Annotated in this window: 19 protein-coding genes; 16 read left to right on the top strand and 3 right to left on the bottom strand. The window is 28.2% G+C overall.

The features are described from left to right. Positions 1–84 precede the first annotated feature (84 nt). The 14 genes from LPC13_RS13855 (at position 85) to LPC13_RS13790 (ending at position 17500) form a co-directional block, all read left to right on the top strand. Complete coding sequence (locus tag LPC13_RS13855; RefSeq protein WP_005214014.1) at positions 85–501, top strand: hypothetical protein; 417 nt, start codon at positions 85–87, stop codon at positions 499–501. A gap of 196 nt (positions 502–697) precedes the next feature. Further along, on the top strand, positions 698–2053 hold the full coding sequence (locus tag LPC13_RS13850; RefSeq protein ID WP_005214015.1) for an MATE family efflux transporter: 1356 nt from the start codon (positions 698–700) through the stop codon (positions 2051–2053). Positions 2054–2660: 607 nt separating this feature from the next. Next, on the top strand, positions 2661–4853 hold the full coding sequence (locus LPC13_RS13845) for a DNA topoisomerase III (RefSeq protein ID WP_005214016.1): 2193 nt from the start codon (positions 2661–2663) through the stop codon (positions 4851–4853). A gap of 298 nt (positions 4854–5151) precedes the next feature. Beyond that, positions 5152–6396, top strand: a complete 1245-nt coding sequence (gene secD / locus LPC13_RS13840) for a protein translocase subunit SecD (protein ID WP_005214017.1) — start codon at positions 5152–5154, stop codon at positions 6394–6396. Positions 6397–6400: 4 nt separating this feature from the next. Next, entirely contained in the window at positions 6401–7273 is an 873-nt protein-coding gene (gene secF, locus LPC13_RS13835; protein ID WP_005214018.1) for a protein translocase subunit SecF, read from the top strand. A gap of 333 nt (positions 7274–7606) precedes the next feature. Next, positions 7607–8461, top strand: coding sequence for a DHH family phosphoesterase (locus LPC13_RS13830; RefSeq protein WP_040419647.1), 855 nt, complete (start codon positions 7607–7609; stop codon positions 8459–8461). Positions 8462–8493: 32 nt separating this feature from the next. After that, entirely contained in the window at positions 8494–9012 is a 519-nt protein-coding gene (locus LPC13_RS13825; protein WP_040419649.1) for an adenine phosphoribosyltransferase, read from the top strand. A gap of 340 nt (positions 9013–9352) precedes the next feature. Further along, complete coding sequence (locus LPC13_RS13820; RefSeq protein ID WP_005214021.1) at positions 9353–11536, top strand: RelA/SpoT family protein; 2184 nt, start codon at positions 9353–9355, stop codon at positions 11534–11536. Positions 11537–11548: 12 nt separating this feature from the next. Then, positions 11549–11998 (top strand): D-aminoacyl-tRNA deacylase, encoded by a 450-nt coding sequence (gene dtd, locus LPC13_RS13815; RefSeq protein WP_005214022.1) that lies wholly within the window; start codon positions 11549–11551, stop codon positions 11996–11998. A 35-nt stretch (positions 11999–12033) separates the two neighbouring features. Continuing rightward, the gene (locus LPC13_RS13810) at positions 12034–12651 is read left to right on the top strand and encodes an MBL fold metallo-hydrolase (protein ID WP_005214023.1); all 618 of its coding nucleotides are present in this window, start codon (positions 12034–12036) and stop codon (positions 12649–12651) included. Between the two features lie 14 nt (positions 12652–12665). Further along, positions 12666–14099, top strand: a complete 1434-nt coding sequence (locus tag LPC13_RS13805; RefSeq protein WP_005214024.1) for a coproporphyrinogen III oxidase — start codon at positions 12666–12668, stop codon at positions 14097–14099. Between the two features lie 4 nt (positions 14100–14103). Continuing rightward, positions 14104–15351, top strand: coding sequence for a histidine--tRNA ligase (gene hisS / locus LPC13_RS13800; protein WP_005214025.1), 1248 nt, complete (start codon positions 14104–14106; stop codon positions 15349–15351). 18 nt (positions 15352–15369) lie between these two features. After that, positions 15370–17154: an aspartate--tRNA ligase gene (aspS, locus tag LPC13_RS13795; RefSeq protein WP_005214026.1), complete on the top strand. Its 1785-nt coding sequence runs from the start codon at positions 15370–15372 to the stop codon at positions 17152–17154. 202 nt (positions 17155–17356) lie between these two features. Next, positions 17357–17500 carry a hypothetical protein gene (locus LPC13_RS13790; RefSeq protein ID WP_169317575.1) on the top strand — a complete coding sequence of 48 codons (144 nt, stop codon included), beginning with the start codon at positions 17357–17359 and terminating at the stop codon, positions 17498–17500. Between the two features lie 118 nt (positions 17501–17618). Here LPC13_RS13790 and LPC13_RS13785 read toward each other — a convergent pair whose 3' ends face one another. The 3 genes from LPC13_RS13785 to LPC13_RS13775 form a co-directional block, all read right to left on the bottom strand. Next, positions 17619–17762, bottom strand: coding sequence for a hypothetical protein (locus tag LPC13_RS13785; RefSeq protein ID WP_005214028.1), 144 nt, complete (start codon positions 17760–17762; stop codon positions 17619–17621). Positions 17763–17923: 161 nt separating this feature from the next. Beyond that, positions 17924–18385 carry a threonine/serine exporter family protein gene (locus tag LPC13_RS13780; RefSeq protein ID WP_040419669.1) on the bottom strand — a complete coding sequence of 154 codons (462 nt, stop codon included), beginning with the start codon at positions 18383–18385 and terminating at the stop codon, positions 17924–17926. 6 nt (positions 18386–18391) lie between these two features. Next, the gene (locus LPC13_RS13775; RefSeq protein WP_005214030.1) at positions 18392–19150 is read right to left on the bottom strand and encodes a threonine/serine exporter family protein; all 759 of its coding nucleotides are present in this window, start codon (positions 19148–19150) and stop codon (positions 18392–18394) included. Between the two features lie 140 nt (positions 19151–19290). Here LPC13_RS13775 and LPC13_RS13770 point away from each other — a divergent pair, with 140 nt between their 5' ends. Then, entirely contained in the window at positions 19291–20526 is a 1236-nt protein-coding gene (locus LPC13_RS13770; protein WP_005214031.1) for a serine hydroxymethyltransferase, read from the top strand. A 110-nt stretch (positions 20527–20636) separates the two neighbouring features. After that, positions 20637–21389 carry an exodeoxyribonuclease III gene (locus tag LPC13_RS13765; protein ID WP_005214032.1) on the top strand — a complete coding sequence of 251 codons (753 nt, stop codon included), beginning with the start codon at positions 20637–20639 and terminating at the stop codon, positions 21387–21389. The last annotated feature ends 166 nt before the right edge of the window (positions 21390–21555 follow it).

Genomic DNA, 21555 nt, shown 5'->3' with positions numbered 1-21555 from the left:
AAATATTTTATACTTGTTTTTATCGAAATAAAAATTGGTATAAAGATAAAATTATATATAGGAATAGGAAAAGGAATTTTTATTATGAAAAGAGAATTGACAGTATATGAATTAGGTAAACTACTTAAGGAAATTACAGAAAAAACAAAAGTAGAATTGTTAGTTAAAAGAAAGCTAAGTGGAGGATTTATAACTATAAAGGGTGAAACAAGAGTTTTGAATGCACCAACAGAACAGAAAACCTTAAAGGGAAATAATATTATAAGTTTAAGTGTTAAAAATAAAGAGAATGGAGAAATGGTAATTAAGCTTACAGGAATAAAAAATTCTAAGTTTTCTGTAGAAGTAGCACCAACAAGATATAAAGAGATAAATATTGGTGGACTATCTATGGATAAGATTAAAGAGAGTGATGAAGAGTGTAAGGTTAAAATTGATGAAGATTTAATATTTACAGTTCATGAGTCAAGTAGAGAAATAGAAAAATTACTTGAAGAATAGTAAATTTATAAAGTATTATAAAATTTATATGGGTTTGCATCAATAGCTATATCAAATTTATTTTAGTTATAGACTAAATAGATTTTGATATAGTTATTTTAATGTATAATAATAGTATTTTTATAGTTAAATACATGATAAAATAATGTGTTGAATTAACTTTTAACAATAGAAAAAAAGTAGGGAGGAATAATATATGCTAATTAGCAAGGAAAAGAGTTTTTATAAGTTAATAATAAGTATTGCATTGCCAATAGCAGTACAAAATTTAATAACATTTGCAGTAAGTATGATAGATACTATGATGCTTGGTTCTTTGGGGGAAGTTGAGCTATCTGCAGCTGCTATTGGAAATAATTTATTTTTTGTTTTGATGGTTTTGTTATTTGGACTAGCTGGAGGATCAAATATACTTATATCTCAATATTGGGGGAAAGGTGAAGTTAATGCAATACATAAAATACTTTCAATAATGTATAGAGGATGCTTAATAATTGCAGCAATATTTATAGGGATTGCTATGATATTACCAGAATTCTTTATGAAAATATATACAAGTGATATTAGAGTAATAGAAGCTGGTGTTACATATTTAAGAATTGTATCAATTGGATATATATTTTATGCTATAACCAACTGTACTATTATGATGTTACGTTCTGTAAAAACTGTAAGGATTTCTTTGGTTGTTTATATATCATCATTAATAGTTAATGCCTTATTTAATTATATTTTGATTTTTGGTAAATTTGGCATGCCAAGACTAGGAGTGATGGGGGCAGCTATTGCTACAGTAATAGCTAGAATAACAGAATTTATCATAGTTATTATTTTTATGATTGTATTTGAGGAAAAAATTAATCTTAGAATAAAGCATTTAGTTAAAATAGACAAGCTTATGCTAAAAGATTTCATAAGTAATTGTACTCCTGTATTGTTCAATGAATTCCTATGGTCAACAGGTTCAACTATGATTTCTATAATTATAGGGAGACTAGGAACAGAAACAGTTGCTGCTAATAGTATAAGTAATGTTGTTTTTCAATTTGTGACAGTATTTATATTTGGTCTTTCTAATGCAACCTCAGTGATTATAGGAAATACAATTGGTGAGGGGCGAAATGAAAAAGCTAAAGAGTATGCTAATACAGTAGGAGTTTTAAGTTTAATAATGGGAATTATGGCGGCAATGGTAATAGGAATCATTAGACCTATAGTTGTTGATTTTTACAATGTTTCAGAAAGTACTAAGAATATAGCTATGAATATTATGTCAGCAATGAGTATTATAGTGATATTTCAAAGCTATGGAATTACTCTGATGATGGGAGTTTTAAGAGGGGGTGGAGATGCTAAGTTTGTTTTAATTAATGATATTGTATTCTTATGGCTTGTGGCTATTCCTTGTGGGTTTTTAGCAGCTTTTATATTTAATTGGCCTATTGCAGTAGTTTTCTTTATTTTAAAAAGTGATGAAATAATAAAATCTATAATAGCTGTAATAAGGGTTCTAAGCGGAAAATGGGTAAGAAATGTAACTAGGGATTTTTAAATGAACATAATATATTGAGAATTTTCTTGAGAAAATAAGGAAAGATTTATTTTAGTGGTTTATATTTCTAGTATTCTTATATGCTAATATGCACAATATAAATTTAACTAAGTTTTTATAAATATAAAATTAGTAACTTAGGTAAATTAAATTACATAGGAGCCCTATAGGGGAAATTTAGAATTAATATTAAAAGAGAGGTGAAAATATTGGCTAAGAATAGAAATGAAAAGAAGCCCAAAACTGCTAAAAAGGCAAAAACTAAAATAGTAAATAATGCTGAAAATCGGTAGGTTAAAGTTATAATTAAGTATGGCTATATCAGAATTAACTATAAATATATACAAATTAAGATGCAACTAGTTTGCTTCATAATTTAGTTGAATTATTTATATATAGATATTTTGATATAGCCTAATTTTTTTTTATTAATATTATTTAGTTTATCTATGTTTAATATAAATGATTATTCTATTACATTTTTTTATAAAATCACTTCCTTTGTAGTATATTTTTTATATAAAAATTATATTTGCAAGGTATTTTAGGCGTTTTTTGTAAAATATGATATAATAAATTTAAAATTCCTAGAAAAGAAGGAGAAAGTATGAGTAAGATTTTAGTATTGGCAGAAAAGCCATCAGTAGGTAGAGATTTAGCAAAGGTTTTAAAATGTAATAGTAATAAAGGTTCATATATAGAAGGAAGCAAATATATTGTAACTTGGGCTATGGGACATTTGGTTGGACTTATGGATCCGGAAGGGTATGATAATAAATATAAAGAGTGGAAAATGGATACACTTCCAATGTTGCCTAAACACATGAAATTAGTAGTGTTAAAAAAGACTGGGAAACAATTTAATGAAGTAAAAAGACTTATGAATAGAGATGATGTAGTTGAAATAGTAATAGCAACAGATGCAGGGAGAGAGGGAGAACTTGTTGCAAGATGGATTATAGAAAAAGCAGGAGTTCATAAGCCACTTAAAAGATTATGGATTTCATCTCAAACTGATAAGGCAATTTTAGATGGCTTTAAAAATTTAAAGGATGGAAAAGCATATGAAAATCTTTATAGAGCAGCTGTTTGTAGAGCAGAAGCAGATTGGTTAGTAGGTTTAAATGTAACAAGAGCTTTAACTTGTAAATATAATGCTCAATTATCTGCTGGTAGAGTTCAATCACCAACTCTTGCTATGATAGTTCAAAGAGAGGAAGAAATCAAAAACTTTAAACCAAAAACTTATTATACAATAAGTGCAAAAACTAAAGGATATAATTTGGCGTGGGTCAACAAAGATAACAATAGTAGAATTTTTGATGAAGAATTTGCAAATAAAATTGTTTATAAAATAAAGAATGCAGAAGGTGAAATAGTAAATATAAGTTCTAGCAATAAGAAAAAATTTGCACCGGCTCTTTATGATTTAACAGAACTTCAAAGAGATGCTAATAAAATATTTGGATATTCAGCAAAGCAAACATTAAATATAATGCAAAGGCTTTATGAAAATCATAAGATATTAACATACCCAAGAACTGATTCAAGATATATTACAACAGATATAGTTGCAACCATTCCAGATAGACTTAAAGCAATTGCAATAGGAGAATATAGAATAACTGCAAATGAGTTATTAAAAACAAAAGTTAATGGAAACAAATCTTTTGTAGATAATTCCAAGGTAAGTGATCATCATGCTATAATTCCAACAGAAGAAAAACCAAATTTATCTAATCTTACTTCGGAAGAAAGAAAAATTTACGACTTGGTAGTTAAGAGATTTCTAAGTGTTCTTTTACCACCTTTTGAATACACTCAAACTACTATTGAGGGATCAGTTGAAAATGAAAGATTTATAGCAAAAGGTAAAGTTATATTATCTAAAGGATGGAAAAAACTTTATGATAAGTTAGAAGAGGAAAATCTAGAAGATGATATAAGAGAGCAGGTATTACCTAAGGTTAATAAAGGAGATAGATTTACTATAGAAAATGTTTCGATAAATAAAGGTACAACTAAACCTCCAGCAAGGTTTAATGAAGGTACGTTATTATCAGCTATGGAAAATCCACATAAATATATTAATGTAGGAAAGGATGCAGCTAAAACTTTAGGGGAAACAGGTGGACTTGGTACTGTTGCAACTAGAGCTGATATAATAGAAAAATTATTTAATTCATTTGTTATTGAAAAGAGAGGTAAAGAAATAATACCAACATCTAAGGGGAATCAACTTATAGAACTTGTACCAGCAGAATTAAAATCTCCTATTTTAACTGCAAGATGGGAAAGACAATTAGATGAAATAGCAAAAGGGAAAAGAGAATGGAGTAGTTTTATTAAGGAGATGAAAAATTATTCTGTAGCTCTTGTTGAAGATGTAAAGGGAGCAAATAGTAAATTTGTCCATGATAATAAAACAGGTAAAAAGTGCCCTAATTGTGGAAAGTATCTTTTAGAAGTTAAGGGCAAGAATGGAACTATGAATGTTTGCCAAGATAGAGAATGTGGATATAGAGAAAATGTTGCGAGAGTTACCAATGCAAGATGTCCTGAATGTAAAAAGAAATTAGAAGTTAGAGGACAGGGGGAAGGAAAGATATACGTTTGTACTGGATCTAATTGTAATTTCAGAGAAAAAGCATCTCAATTTGAAAAAAGATTTGATAAAAAAGGTAAAGTTGATAAAAGAGAAGTACAAAAGATAATGAAGAAAATGCAAAAGGAAAATGAAGAAGTTAATGATAATCCATTTGCGGCATTACTTGGAAATATGGATTTTGATGATAAATAATTAAATATTAAGTATAGAACTTTTATATAAAGTTAAGAGTTAATTAATATTAGAATAGATTTTATATAAAATATTTTTTAGGATTTATTTTTATTAACTCTTGACTTTTAAATAAAGAAGATTTATATATATTAAATAAAAAATGTAGTAAAGATAGTAATATAATTAATTTTTGGAACAATGTGAAAAATAAGTGGAAAATTTGTAGAAAATATTAATGTTACTTGATATTGGAAGATATACATAATATAATTAATGTGAAACAAAATAGTACACTATAGTACAGAGGGGGAAAAACATGAAAGCAAAAGGTAGAAGCACGATTTTATTTATTCTAACCTTAATTGTTATAGTTTCATTTGCTTTTGCAGGAGCTAAAGGTTTTGAAATAGCGGGATGGGAATTTAAATCATTCAACAAAGCTATTACTAAGGGACTAGACCTACAAGGTGGAGTTTCTGTGTTAATGGAAATACAGGATGAAAACGTAACAAATGAGGATTTAGAAAAGACAAGACAATTAATTGATTTAAGAGTTAATAAGCTAGGTGTTGCTGAAACTTCAGTATCAGTAGAAGGCGACAGAAGAATTAGAGTTGAAATTCCAGGGGAATACGATTCCAAAAATCTTGTAGATAGCTTAGCTAAAACAGGAAATTTAACATTTAAAGATTCAGAAGGTAATGAAGTTTTAAATGGTAAAGATGTAGCAGAAGCAAGTGTTATGATGGATAGCACTAGTGGTAAGCCAGTAGTTTCTTTAAAGTTAAATGATGAAGGAACTAAAAAGTTTGCTGAAGCAACAACAAATAATTTAAACAAAACAATAAGTATTTATATGGATGATGAAGTAATTTCAAGTCCTAAAGTAAATAGTGTTATAACAGATGGAAATGCTATTATAGAAGGAAGTAGCAGTGTTGAAGAAGCACAAAATTTAGCAGGTCTTATAAATGCAGGTGCACTTCCTGTAACTGTTAAAGCTATTTCAATAGAAAATGTTGGTGCTCAACTTGGTGCAGAAGCGCTTCCAAATGCAGTAAAAGCAGGACTAATTGGTATAGCTATAATTTTCCTATTTATGATAGCTTATTATAGAATTCCAGGAATTATTGCAAGTATAGCTCTAACTTTATATGTATGTTTAGTATTATTAATATTTGCAGAAGCTGGGGTTGCATTAACACTTCCAGGTATTGCAGCCTTCTTATTAACTGTTGGTATGGCAGTTGATGCTAATGTTCTTATTTTTGAAAGAGTTAGAGAAGAACTTCAAAATGGTATGTCTGTTAAATCTGCAGTTGATAAAGGATTCCATAATGCATTATCTTCAATAGTAGATTCAAATGTCACTACTATAATTGCTGCACTTGTACTGTACTTTATGGGAACAGGTCCAGTTAAAGGATTTGCTGTTACTTTAATGATTGGTATAGCAGTAAGTATGTTTACAGCAGTAGTTGTGACTAAGACATTAATGAAATGGGCAGTTAACATGGGAATGTTAAGTAAGCCAGGACATTTTAGAGTAAAGAGGGGGTAATGAGGTGTTTAAAGTTATAGAAAAAACAAAAATTTGGTTTTCAATATCCCTAGCAATTATTTTAATTGGATCAATTTTTATGTTCACTAGAGGATTAAACTTTGGTATTGACTTTAAGGGTGGTACTAAGCTTGTAGTTGAGCTTGGTGAAAATTTTAATAAAGTTGAGGCTGATGAAATAGTAAAGCAATATGCACCAAATGCTGTTACAAAAACAGTAGAAAAAACTCAATATGAAATTAAGGCTAAAGATTTAGATGAAACTCAAAGTGCAGAAGTTTTCAATGCATTAAAGGAAAAGTATTCTTTAGAAGATTCAGCATTAGTTACACAAACTCAAGTTGGAGCTTCTGTAGGTAAAGAATTAACACGAAATGCAATTGTAGCTATTTTAATAGCTTGTATTGCAATGCTTATATATGTAGCTATAAGATTTGAATTTGCTTTTGGTGTAGCTGCAATTCTTGCATTAGTACATGATGTATTAATTACAATATCTGTATATGCAATATTTGATATTCCAGTAAATACACCATTTATTGCAGCTATATTAACTATAGTTGGTTATTCAATAAATGATACAATTGTTATATTTGATAGAATAAGAGAAAATGTTCGTTCAATGAGAAGAAAAACACCAACTGAAATTGCTAATATAAGTATTAATAAGACTTTAGCAAGATCTATTAATACATCATTAACAACATTGATTATAATTGGTGCTGTTAATATATTTGTACCAACAGTAAGAGAATTCTCATTACCATTATTAGTAGGGATTGCAGTAGGTGCATATTCTTCAATATTTATAGCTGCACCTATTTGGGTAATATTAAAAGGAAAGAAAAAATCTAAAAAAAGTGTAAAAGCTGCTTAAGAGTTATAAATAGAAAAAAGAACCGTTAAAAATGACGGTTCTTTTTTTGTGCTACTAAGTAATTAAAGTATATCTATTACAAATATAAAAATATTAAAGTAAATAATAAAAGAAAGATATATATTTCATTAAAATGACAAAAATAAAATTATTTTTTAAAAATGTTTATATATGATTTAAATATAAACAATAAAATATCAAAAAATGATGAAAATAGCAATGAAAAATAAGAAAAATATTATAACTTACAAGAGTTTTGCAGAAAACATTTGTAATATAGATAATTATACATTATAATATAAATGTTTTCTTATTATTGTGGAGGAGTTTGTCATGCGTAAGTTTTGGGAAAGTATATATGGTCCAAATTACATAACTGGATATAATCCCTTTATACTTAAAGATATGAATAAAGCAATAGAACGTATGGTATCAGCAATTAATAATAGAAAAAAGATTGTTGTTTATGGGATACCAAATGTAGATGGATTATGTGCTATTTCATCCCTGATACTGGTTTTGAAATATTTAAATGCAGATATTGAATACGTAGTCCATGACGATTCTTTAAATAAATCGAAAATTTCCTCAAAGGATATAATAAATAATGTTCATTTTTTAGGTGGCGAGTTACTTATTACTTTAGGAATTGGTTTAAAATCAAAAGAAGAAGAGCAGCTTTTAAATAGTCTTGGTATAGATTTGATAGTTATAGAAAATATAGACACGAAATATGATGGTGATTACATATACATAAACCCTAATCAAAAGGGATGTCAATATAGATATAAAGACCTATCAATAAGTGGATTAACATTTAAGTTAATGCAAGCAATTGCAATTTATTATAATGTTAAAAGTATCAATAAGTATTTGGACTTAATTTTAATAGGTGAAAAATGGGCAAATGTGCCTAAAAAAGGTGAAAATGGTGTTATATTTAAAGAGGGAAAGAGATTTTTAGGAAATACTAATAATAATGGTTTAAGGTCAATTATGGATGCATACAATATGAATGAGATAAGTGATGATTCTATTAATAAAATAATAGAAGTTATTACACCAACTATTAATGTGGTAACAATGATGGATAATGCAAGAATAATAATTGAACTTTTAATCACTAATAGAAAAGAGAGAGCAGAACAAATAACAAAATATTTAAATAAATCAAAATTAAATGTATAATAAATATATGAATGGTAAATGGAGGATTATATATGGATCTTAAAGAAAAAATAAGAATAATAGAAAACTTTCCAAAAGAAGGAATTAGCTTTAAGGACATTACAACATTAATAGCTGATGGTGAAGCTTTTAGATATTCTATAGATAAGATAGTTGAACATTTAAAAGATAAAAATGTAGATTTAATTTTAGGGCCAGAAGCAAGAGGATTTATATTTGGGGTACCTGTTGCGTATGCAATGGGAATTGGTTTTGTACCAGTTAGAAAAAAAGGAAAGTTACCTTATGAAACAGTTTCTGTAAGCTATGACTTAGAATATGGAACAGATGTATTAGAAATTCATAAGGATTCAATTAAAAAAGGTCAAAGAGTTGCAATAGTTGATGACTTATTAGCAACAGGTGGAACTATAGAGGCTGTTACAAGACTTGTAGAAGAAGCTGGTGGAGAAGTAGTTGCATTAGACTTTGCAATAGAATTAACGGAGTTAAAAGGAAGAGAAAAATTAAAGGGTTATGAAGTTATGTCACTAGTTAAATATGATATTTAACTTATTGAAATACCTTTATTTTTAATATATAATAAATGTAATGGTGGCTGGTTTATTTAACCAGCCATTGATTTTAAGTAAGATTCCAAATTTTCAGTTTGGATAATGGAAGTTAGTTTAAACTTTCTAAATTGAAATTTGGAAAGTTAAAGTTACACGCTGTAAACATCTTTAAAGATAGAAAAAGATGTTTAATTTAACTAAGAGTATGAAATTAAATCTTAATTAAAGTGATATTATAGATTAAAATTTACTAAGCTTAACGTATACATTAAAGAATAGAAGAATGTTTCGTTGAGAGTAATATTATTTTAATATTTATTTATAAAGGAGAGTCCGAATGGTAGAGGTGTTGCTAGAGAAAATAAGAGAAAATTGTACCAATGTTGATTTAAACATTGTAAAAAAAGCTTATAATCTTGCATTTGAAGCTCATAAAGAACAAAAGCGTGAGTCAGGAGAGCCATATATTATTCATCCTATAGAAGTTGCAACTATTTTGGCGGAATTAGGAATGGATACAAGCACTATAGTTGCGGGATTATTACACGATGTAATAGAAGATACAGATTATACATATGAGGATATTAAAAATATTTTTAGTGAAGAAATAGCTAATTTAGTAAGTGGAGTAACTAAAATTACTAAAATGGAATATAAGTCTAAAGAAGAGCAACAAGCAGATAATTTTAGAAAAATGTTACTTGCTATGGCTAATGATATTAGAGTAATCATTATAAAATTAGCGGATAGATTACATAATATGAGAACGCTAAAATATATGAGTAAGGAAAAGCAAAAGAAAACAGCAAAAGAGACATTAGATATTTATGCTCCACTTGCTCATAGGCTAGGTATTTCAAAGGTAAAGTGGGAATTAGAGGATCTTTGCTTTAGATATCTTCATGAAGAGGAATATTATGATTTAGTTAAGCAAATAGCAGAAAAAAGGGTAGAAAGAGAGACGTATATTGCTAAAACAATAAAGGATTTATACGAAAAGTTAGATGAGGCTGGTATAGATTCTGATATAGATGGACGTCCAAAGCATTTTTATAGTATCTATAGAAAAATGGTAACTAAAAATAAGAGTATTGAGCAAATATTCGATTTGACTGCTATTAGAATACTTGTAAATTCTGTTAAGGACTGCTATGAGGTTTTAGGTGTAGTACATACAATTTATAAACCAATTCCAGGTAGATTTAAAGATTATATAGCTATGCCAAAGCCAAATATGTATCAATCATTACATACAACAGTAATTGGACCTCAAGGTAAGACTTTTGAAATTCAAATAAGAACATTTGAAATGCATAAAACTGCTGAATACGGTATAGCAGCTCACTGGAAATATAAAGAGGGAGATTCAGGAGATAATAAGGAAAAGTCATTTGAAAATAAATTAGTTTGGCTTAGAGATATGCTTGAGTGGCAAAAGGAAACATCAGATGCAGAAGAGTTTATGGAAGGGTTTAAAATTAATTTATTTACTGATGAAATATTTTTATTTACACCAAAAGGAGTTGTAATAGACTTACCAAATGGAGCAACACCAATAGACTTTGCATACAGAATTCATACAGATGTAGGAAACAAATGTGTTGGTGCAAAAGTTAATGGTAAAATTGTACCACTTGATTATAAGTTAAAAACAGGTCAAATAGTTGAAATATTAACATCTAATAATTCTAAGGGACCTAACATGGATTGGCTTAGTATTGCGAAAAGCAATCAAGCCAAAAGTAAGATAAGAGCATGGTTTAAGAAAGCAAAAAAAGAAGAAAATATAAATAAAGGTAAAGAGTTATTTGAAAAAGAACTTAAAAAACAAGCCGTTCATTATGCAGATATAGCTAAGGGTGAAACTTATGAAAAGTTTATAAAGAGATATAATGTTAATTCTATGGAAGATTTATATGCTTTAGTTGGTCTTGGTGCTGTAGTTGCATCCTCATTTATTGCAAAATTAAAAGAAGAAAATTTATCTAAAGACGATAAGAGCCATGTTGAAAATTTAAGTAAAGCTATTGAAGAAAATATATCAAAGAATGCTAAGAAGAGAAAAGAAAGCAATTTTGGAATTACAGTAAAAGGTGAAGATAACTTAATGGTTAGATTTGCAAAGTGTTGTAATCCCGTACCTGGTGATGATGTTCTAGGTTACATTACAAAGGGAAGAGGAGTTTCCGTCCATAGAAAAGATTGTAGTAACTTAAAAAATCTTATAAAAGAAGATGGAGACAAGGTTGTTGAAGTAGCATGGGGTACAGCTAAAGGAATGGCATATATGGCTGAAATTCAAGTTAAGGCTGATGATAGATCAGGAGTTTTAGCAGATATTATGAATATTATTATGGAAAGTAAGTTGCCTTTAAATGCTTTAAATGCAAAATCAGCTAAAGGAAATCTTGCATATGTAAATATAAAGATAAAAATAGACACCATAGAACAATTAAAAGAATTAATGAGAAAAATTAGAAAATTAAATGGAGTTATGGATGTTTATAGAATGAATAATTAAAGGATGGTATAAATGAGAGCAGTAGTACAAAGAGTAACCTATTCCAGTGTAAAAGTTGATGGTGAAATTGTAGGTGAAATAAATAAGGGATTTAATGTACTGTTAGGAATTTCAAAGGAAGACACTGAAGAAGATATGAAGTATATTAAAGATAAGATAATAAATCTTAGAGTTTTTAATGATGAAAATGATAAAATGAATTTATCATTATTAGATGTTAAAGGTGAACTTCTTTTAATATCACAATTTACTTTGTATGGAGATGCAAGAAAAGGTAGAAGACCTAACTTTATGAATGCTTTAGGTGGAGATGAAGCTAGAAAGTTTTATGAAAAGTTTATTGAAATGATGAAGGATACAGGATTAAAAGTTCAAACAGGAATTTTTGGTGCAGATATGAAAGTTGATATTAAAAATGATGGACCTGTCACTATACTTTTAGATAGTAGTAGAAATTTTTAGTTATAATTTAATATATCAATGGATGAGGTGAAAATATGATAATAAAGACATATCCTATTGGAGTTTATGAAGAAAATATTTATGTTTTAATAGATGAAAACTCAAAAGATGCTTGTATAGTAGATCCAGGTGGGAATGGAGAGTTATTAATTAAAAACATTGAAGAGTTAAACTGTAATATTAAATATATATTATTGACTCATGGGCATTTTGATCATGTTGAAGCATTAAATGAAGTTTATGAAAAGTTTAAAGCACCTATTTATATAAATGAAAATGAAATATATTTTATGAAAACTGATAAAACTGTTTTTGGAAATGTTCCAAAAGAATATAACATAGTAAAGGATGGAGACACTTTACCTTTTGGTGATGATGCTATAAAATGTATTCACACACCAGGTCATACTAAAGGTGGAATGTGTTATCTTTACAAAGATGTTATATTTACAGGAGATACTTTGTTTAAAGGGTCAGTAGGAAGAAGTGACTTTATAGGTGGAGATTTCAATGAACTTATAAAATCAATTAAAACTAAATTGTTGGTTTTAGATAAAGATATTAAGGTTTATCCAGGACATATGGAACCTTCAAGTATTGGATTTGAAAAATTAAGAAATCCTTTCTTACAAGATGAGTTTGAGATTTTTTAAATAAAGGAGAAATCATGGAAATAAAAATTAAATTAAATGAGATGAAATATAGATATGACGTATATCAAATGTTTAATATTTATTTTCCATTAGATGAAATTAAATTTTTAGATGATGGAGATTATATTGTTAATATTTTAGAAAATAAGATAGAATTTATTAATAATGAATATTATAATGAATCTAGTATTTCTGAAAATATTAAAGAAGACATTAAAAGATTAGTATTTTCTTCATTAAAAGAGATTACAAAAGAAGAATATCCATGGGGAATTTTAGTAGGAATAAGGCCTTCTAAAATAGCACTTAAATATTTAGAAGAAGGAAAATCAGAAGAAGAAATTATTGAAATTTTTAAGGTTAAACATTTAGCATCAGAAGAAAAAGCCAGATTATGTATAGAAATTGCAAAAACAGAAGAAAGTTTTGTAAATAAGGACTCTAGAAGTATTGCAATTTATATTGGAATGGCATTTTGTCCTACAAGATGTTTTTACTGTTCCTTTGCAGCTAATCCTATAATGGGTAATAAAAAGTTAGTTACTTCTTATTTAGAAGCATTAATATATGAAATTAGAGAAATGAAGAAATATATTAATGAAAGAAAGCTTAATATAGAATCTGTATACTTTGGTGGAGGAACACCTACTGCAGTAAATAATGAAGAATTTGAAATAGTAATGAAAGAGGCTTTTGAAGCTTTTGTTAAAGATAAAAATATAAAGGAATTTACTGTTGAATGTGGAAGACCAGATAGTATTACCAAAGAAAAACTTCAAACAATGAAAAATTATAATGTTACGAGAATTAGTATAAATCCTCAAACTATGAATGATGAAACATTAAAAATTATAGGAAGAGGTCATAATTCAAGTGATGTAGTAGAAAAATTTAATTTAGCAAGAAGTATGGGCTTTAATGATATAAATATGGATATGATTATAGGACTTCCAGGAGAAGGAATAAAAGAAGTACTTCATACAAAAGAAGAAATATTAAAAATGCAGCCAGATAGTTTAACTGTTCATGGATTATCTTTAAAGAGAGCTTCAATTCTTTATGAAAACTTTGTTCTAAAAAAAGGAATACAAGTTAAAAAACAAAAAGAATTAGCCCAAATGTATGACGAAAGTAGAATTTTATCTAGAGAATTAGGGTTAAAACCTTATTATATGTATCGTCAAAAAAATATGGTTGGAAATATGGAGAACTTAGGTTATTCTAGAGAAGGCGCAGAATGTATTTATAATATTCAAATGATAGAAGATAAGCAAACTATTATTGCTTTAGGTGCGGATGCTGTTTCTAAAGTTGTTTTCTTAGATGAAAATAGAATAGAAAGATTTGCAAATATCAAAGATGTTAGAGAATACGTTAATAGAATAGAAGAAATGGTAGAGGGTAAAAAGAGATTATTAGATACCCTATACTTAAAAGAGGAGGAATAATTAGATGGAAATGCAAGCACCTAAGGGTACTAAAGATATGTTACCACAAGATGCATATAAGTGGAATTTTGTTGAAAAAACATTTAGAGATGTAGCAAAATATTATGGAATGAGAGAAATTAGGACTCCTATGTTTGAACATACTGAACTATTTGCAAGAGGTGTCGGAGATACTACTGATATAGTTCAAAAGGAAATGTATACTTTTAATGACAAAGGTAATAGAAGTATAACATTGAAGCCAGAAGGAACAGCAGGGGCAGGAAGAGCTTTTATAGAAAGTAGATTATTTAATGAAGCACAACCAACAAAGCTTTATTACATAACTCCATGTTTTAGATATGAAAATGTTCAAAAAGGTAGATTTAGACAATTCCATCAATTCGGAACAGAAGTGTATGGTTCTAAAGAACCTTCAATGGATGCAGAAGTTATAGCTTTAGCGATGCAAGTTTTAAAAACTTTAGGACTTCAAAGTTTAAGCTTAAATATAAATAATTTAGGATGCCCAAGTTGTAGACCAAAATATAATGAAGCACTTAAAAATTATTTAAAAGAAAATTATGATAATTTATGTCCATTATGTCAATCAAGATTTGAAAAAAATCCAATGAGAATCTTAGATTGTAAGGAAAAGAAATGTAAGGAAATAACTAAAAATGCTCCTATAATATTAGATTATATGTGCGAAGAGTGTGATACTCACTTTGATGCTGTTAAGAAATATTTAACTGCATTAAATATTCCATATACAGTTGATCCAGGTATAGTAAGAGGATTAGACTATTATACTAAGACAATATTCGAAATTTTAAATGACGAGTTCACTGTTTGTGGTGGTGGAAGATATGATAAGCTTATAGAAGAATTAGGCGGTCCTGAAATGCCAGCTGTAGGATTTGGTATGGGAATTGAAAGACTTATCATGATATTAGAAAAAGAAGGCATAGAAATTCCAAATGAAAATCTTTTTGATTTATATATTGGAGCTAGAGGTGATGAAGCCAAATTTGCTGCATTTACTTTAGCTAATAAATTAAGAGAAGTTGGAATTAAAACAGAAGTAAATCATATGGGTAGAAGTGTAAAAGCTGAAATGAAATATGCAAATAAAATTGGTGCAGCATTTACAACTATTTTAGGTGATGACGAACTTCAAAATAAAGTAATTAAGCTTAAAAGAATGAGCGATGGAGAACAATTTGAAGTAAGTTTAGATAATATACAAGAAATAGCTAATGCTATTAAATAGTGAGGAGGAAGTTTTACCATGGGTGAGGCATTAAATGGATTAAAAAGAACCATGATGTGTGGTGAACCTAGAGAAGCAAATGTAGGAGAAAAAATAACTCTTATGGGATGGGTTCAAAGAAACAGAAAGCTTGGAGGTCTTCAGTTTATAGATCTTAGAGATAGAACAGGAATTATGCAGATAGTTTTTGGTGAAGAAATTAATGCAGAAAGTTTTGAAAAAGCTAAGGCAGTAAGATCAGAATATTGTATAGCTGTTACAGGAGAAGTTGTTTTAAGAGAAGCTCCAAATACAGCAATGGAAACTGGTATGGTTGAATTAAAATGTGAAAGCATTAAAGTTTTATCAGAATCAGAAACTCCACCAATATATATAAAAGAAGGATTAGATGCAGCTGAAAATATAAGATTAAAGTATAGATACTTAGATCTTAGAAGACCAGATATGCAAAAAATCTTTATGATAAGAAATAGAGCTTCAAAAGCTGTTAGAGATTACCTAGATAACAATGGATTTTTAGAAGTAGAAACTCCAATGTTAACTAAGAGTACTCCAGAAGGTGCAAGAGATTACTTAGTTCCATCAAGAAATTATCCAGGAATGTTCTATGCACTTCCACAATCTCCACAAATATTTAAACAATTATTAATGGTATCAGGATTTGATAAATATTATCAAATTGTTAAATGTTTCAGAGATGAAGACTTAAGAGCTAATAGACAACCAGAATTTACTCAAATCGATTTAGAAATGAGTTTTGTAGAGCAAGATGATGTTATGGCTTTAAATGAAGGATTAGTTGCTCATGTATTTAAGGAAGTTTTAGGTCATGAAGTAAAACTTCCAATTAAGAGAATGCCATTTAAAGAGGCTATGGAAAAGTACGGTAGTGATAAGCCAGACTTAAGATTTGGTATGGAAATTACTGATATTACTGAATGTGTTAAGGATATGGATTTCGTAGTATTTAAATCAGCATTAGAAATAGGCGGAAGTGTTAGAGCATTATGCTTAAAAGGAGGAGCTGATTTAGGAAGAAAACCTCTTGATAAGTTAGTTGATTTTGTTAAAGGGTATAAAGCAAAAGGTCTTGCTTGGATTCAACTTAAGGAAGATGGAGTTAAGTCTTCAATAGCTAAATTCTTAACTGATGATGTTACAGAAAACATCATTAAGACTATGGGAGCAGAAGTTGGAGATGCAATACTTATAGTTGCAGATAAAAATTCTGTTGTATTCCAAAGCTTAGGAGCGTTAAGATTAGAGCTTGCTAAACAGTTTGATTTAATAAAAGATAAAAACGAATTTAACTTTACATGGATTACTGAATTCCCATTATTTGAATATGATGAAGAGGAAGGAAGATATCATGCAGCTCATCATCCATTTACATCACCAATGGATGAAGATTTAGATATGCTTGAAACAAATCCAGGAGCTGTTAGATCTAAGGCTTATGACTTAGTATTAAATGGTGAAGAACTAGGTGGAGGATCTATAAGAATTCATGATTCAGCACTTCAAACTAGAATGTTCAAAGCATTAGGATTTACTGAAGAATCAGCATATGAAAGATTTGGATTCTTAATAGATGCATTTAAATTTGGACCACCACCACATGGAGGATTAGCATTTGGACTTGATAGAATGATAATGTTCTTAGCAGGAACAGAAAATATTAAGGATGTTATAGCATTCCCTAAAAATCAAAATGCTTACTGTTATTTAAGTGAAGCACCAAATGTTGCAGATTCAAAACAAATTGAAGAATTAGGTTTAATTATTAATAAAATAGAAAAGTAAGATAATATATTAAAAGACTGTATTAAAATTAGATGTGAATACAATGCAATTATTCATATTTATATTTTAGTGCAGTTTTTTTATGTAAAAATATAATTAGTTTTATGATAAAGGAATTCATTGTGAGGATAAAATTAATTATTTTGAATAAAATAATTAATGAAGTAATGATTAATTATTTTAACTAAGGAGGAAGTTTCAAATGAAAAATAGATCTATGAAAAAAATGAAAAGAAAGCTTCACACTAAGAAAATAAAAGGCAATTTACTTATGGAAATGGCTGAAGATATAAAGGATTTTGTTGAAAATGCTAAAATATATAAAAAAATGACAGGTAAAAAATAATTTAATTGTTAATATAAAAATAAAATAATTAATAAAATGGGAAATAGATAAGTTTTAGTATCTGTTTCCCATTTTTATTATATATCATTTTATTTAAGATATATTTTTAAATAAAAAATTAATCAGTTTTTTTAGAGTTATCCATACCAGTGTTAAAAACTTCATTTGTAAGTGATAAGTAGTCTAAGTAGTTAATGCCATATGATTCTAAAGTTTCCTTTTTATCATTTTCATCATAAGATACACGATGATTTAAGCACATAAAAAACACCTCTTTAAATATAAAATATTAACTTAATCATAACATAAAATATATAAAATACAAAATAAAATTTTGAATATTCTGAAAAATAAGAAGTTAATTTAAGATACTTATATTTTAGTGTTTTTAATATAAGTATCTAATATATCAATTTTTTAAATTTATGATTCATTTTGACCAAATTTCTTTAATTGACGCTTATGTTTATGCATAAACATTAATCTAGTTAGAGTTGAGACAAATAATACTCCAAGTGCTAATGTTCCAGCACTTGCTAAAGTATTTAATCCTAATTCTAAAGACTTAGAAATATTACCAGAAATTGCTTCGAGCATTGTATAATACATACCACTACCAGGTACAAGTGGTATAAGAGCACAAATAACAAAGGTAGTAACAGGTGTTTTGAATATTCTGGCCAAGATTTCACTATATGTACTAAAGACAACTGCAGATATAAAAAGTGAAGAAATTTCTGATAATCCAAATAGCTTTGGTAATGAATAACAAAACCAACTTAATCCACCGCCTAATGCAGCAAAGAAAATTTTTTTACCTCTAATATTAAAAGCTATACAAAATCCAAAAGTAGCTATAACTGATACTAAAGTTTCTATAATAATCATAATTTAAATTCCTCCAAAATTAGATATCCAAAAGCTTAATATAGCACCAGTTCCTGTAGCAATTGATATTGCAATTAAAAATGCCTCGGCAGCTCTTGTAAGTCCAGACACTAAGTCTCCAGACATTGTATCTCTTATTGCATTTGTAATAGCAAGCCCAGGAACTAAAAGCATAATAGAACCTATAATAGTTTGATTTAATTGACTTGCAATATTAAGCTTATATAAAATGATTGCAAGTAATGCGGCGATAGCAGCACATATACTGTTGCTGAAAAATAAATTTATGCCAAGTTTATCCCAAATAATAGTTAAAGTCTTAATTAATAATCCAATTAAAAAAGCAGCAAAGATATCTTTTATGGTACCACCAAAAAGTACAGAGAAACATCCAGCGCCTAAAGCGGAAAAGATTATAGTCATTGGAAGTGGATAAATTTCACCTTTATTTATAACAAGTAGTTCCTTTTTAAATTCATCAACAGATAAATTTTTTAAAGTGATACTTCTAGATAAGTCATTTACCTTATCTATTTTATCTAAATTAACAGTTCTACTTTGAACTCTTCTAGTTAAAGAATAGATTTTTCCTTCATGACAAATAGAAGCCATAATTCCTGTTGGAGTAACAAAGCTATCAGCTTCTTCTGCGCCATAAATTTTGCATATACGCCAAATGGTTTCTTCAACTCTATAGGTTTCACCACCATTTTCTAATATCATTTGTCCTGCAAGTGTCGCAACTTTTAGTATTTTATTCATAATAAAAAGCTCCTATAAAATAAAGTTTCTTTGTATTATATCATATAAAAATACAATAAAGTATAATAATATTTAAAAGTTATTGAATAAAGTATAAAATAATTTTATAATTTAAAAAAATAGATAATTGGGGTGATTAAATGAATTTTGTAAATTTAAAAAATGAAGACAAAGAAATTTTTAGCTTAGTTGAAAAAGAATTAAATAGGCAGCAACAAGGTATTGAGCTTATTGCATCAGAAAATTTCGCATCAGAAGCTGTGATGGAAGCAATGGGATCTTATTTAACTAATAAATATGCTGAGGGTTATCCAAGTAAGCGTTATTATGGAGGTTGTGAAATTGTTGATGAAGTTGAAGAAATAGCTAGGAATAGGGCTAAAGAACTTTTTGGGGCAGAGCATGTAAATGTACAACCACATTCAGGCTCTCAAGCAAATATGGCTGTATACTTTACAATATTAGAACCAGGTGATACAGTTCTTGGAATGGATTTAAGTCATGGTGGTCATTTAACTCATGGTTCACCAGTTAATTTTTCAGGAAAACTATTTAATTTTGTTTCTTATGGAGTTGATAGTGAAACTGAAACAATTAATTATGAAAGTGTTAGAGAACTTGCAATAAAATATAAACCAAAGTTAATAGTAGCAGGTGCCAGTGCTTACTCTAGAGTTATAGATTTTAAGAAATTTAAAGAGATTTGTGATGAAGTAAATGCATATTTTATGGTTGATATGGCTCATATTGCAGGATTAGTAGCAGCTGGAGAACATCCTTCACCAGTTCCGTATGCAGATTTTGTAACATCAACTACGCATAAAACATTAAGAGGACCAAGAGGTGGATTAATACTTTGTAAAGAGAAATATGCAAAGGCATTAGATAAAAATATATTTCCGGGAATGCAGGGCGGACCACTAATGCATATTATTGCAGCTAAAGCTGTTTGTTTTAAAGAAGCATTAGAACCAGATTTTAAAGTATATGCAAAAAATGTTATTGCTAACTGTAAGGTTCTAGGTGAGGAATTAGTTAAGTTAGGCTTTAAATTAGTATCTAATGGAACTGATAATCACTTAATACTTATTGATTTAAATAATAAAGATATTACAGGAAAAGAAGCAGAAAAACTTTTAGATTCTATTGGAATTACAGTAAATAAAAATACAGTTCCAAATGAAACAAGAAGTCCTTTTGTTACATCAGGAATAAGAATTGGTACTGCAGCAGTTACAACAAGAGGATTTGATAAAGAAGCAATGAAAGAAATTGCAGGTATAATAAATGATGCTATAGAAAATAGAAATAATGATTTAGAAGGACTAAGAGAAAGAGTAAAGACTCTTTGTTCTAAATATCCTTTATATAGATAAAATATAGTTGGGAGTTAGGGGATTAATCTATATAATTTTAGATTAATAAATATCTAAATTATATATTTACCTTAACTCTTTAGTTTAATAAAAATATCGGAGGATGAAATATGAAGTTAATATCATGGAATGTAAATGGAATAAGAGCATGTGTGCAAAAGGGATTTTTAGATTTTTTTAATGAAGTAAATGCAGATATTTTTTGTATACAAGAAAGTAAACTTCAAGAAGGACAGATAAATTTAGAGCTTAAAGGCTATCATCAGTATTGGAATTATGCTGAGAAAAAGGGGTATAGTGGAACAGCTATATTTACAAAGAAGGAACCATTGTCAGTTAGATATGGATTAGGCATTGAAGAACATGATAAAGAAGGAAGAGTAATTACTTTAGAGTTTGAAGATTTCTTTATGATAACAGTCTATACACCAAACTCACAAAATGAACTTGCGCGATTAGATTATAGAATGAAGTGGGAAGATGATTTTAAAAAATATTTAAAACATTTAGAAAAAAGCAAACCAGTAATAGTATGTGGAGATTTAAATGTTGCTCATAAAGAAATTGATTTAAAAAATCCAACTACAAATAGAAAAAATGCTGGTTTTACTGATGAAGAAAGGGAAAAGCTTACTAGCCTTTTAAATGATGGATTTATAGATACATTTAGATATTTTTATCCAGAAACAACAGGGGTTTACTCTTGGTGGTCGTATAGATTTAATGCAAGAAAAAATAATGCTGGATGGAGAATTGATTATTTTGTTGTATCAGAATCTTTAAAGGATAGATTAGAAAGTGCAAAAATACATACAGAAGTTTTAGGTTCAGATCATTGTCCAGTAGAATTAACTATTAAATAACAAAAAAAGAAAGTTATAAAAATAAATTTATTTTTAATGATAATTATGAAAACATAAAATATGCTAATTTTATATTAGCATATTTTATGTTTTTCAGTTTGTTGAAAAACCCCCTGTTTAAAAACAGAGGGTTTTTCTATTATTAGTTGTGGATAAAATTTAATAT

This window comes from Clostridium celatum, assembly GCF_021412605.1.
In the GTDB taxonomy this organism is placed as follows: domain Bacteria; phylum Bacillota; class Clostridia; order Clostridiales; family Clostridiaceae; genus Clostridium; species Clostridium celatum.
The sequence above is the reverse complement of the archived record's forward strand: the minus strand, read 5'-3'. Positions and strand labels throughout refer to the sequence as shown.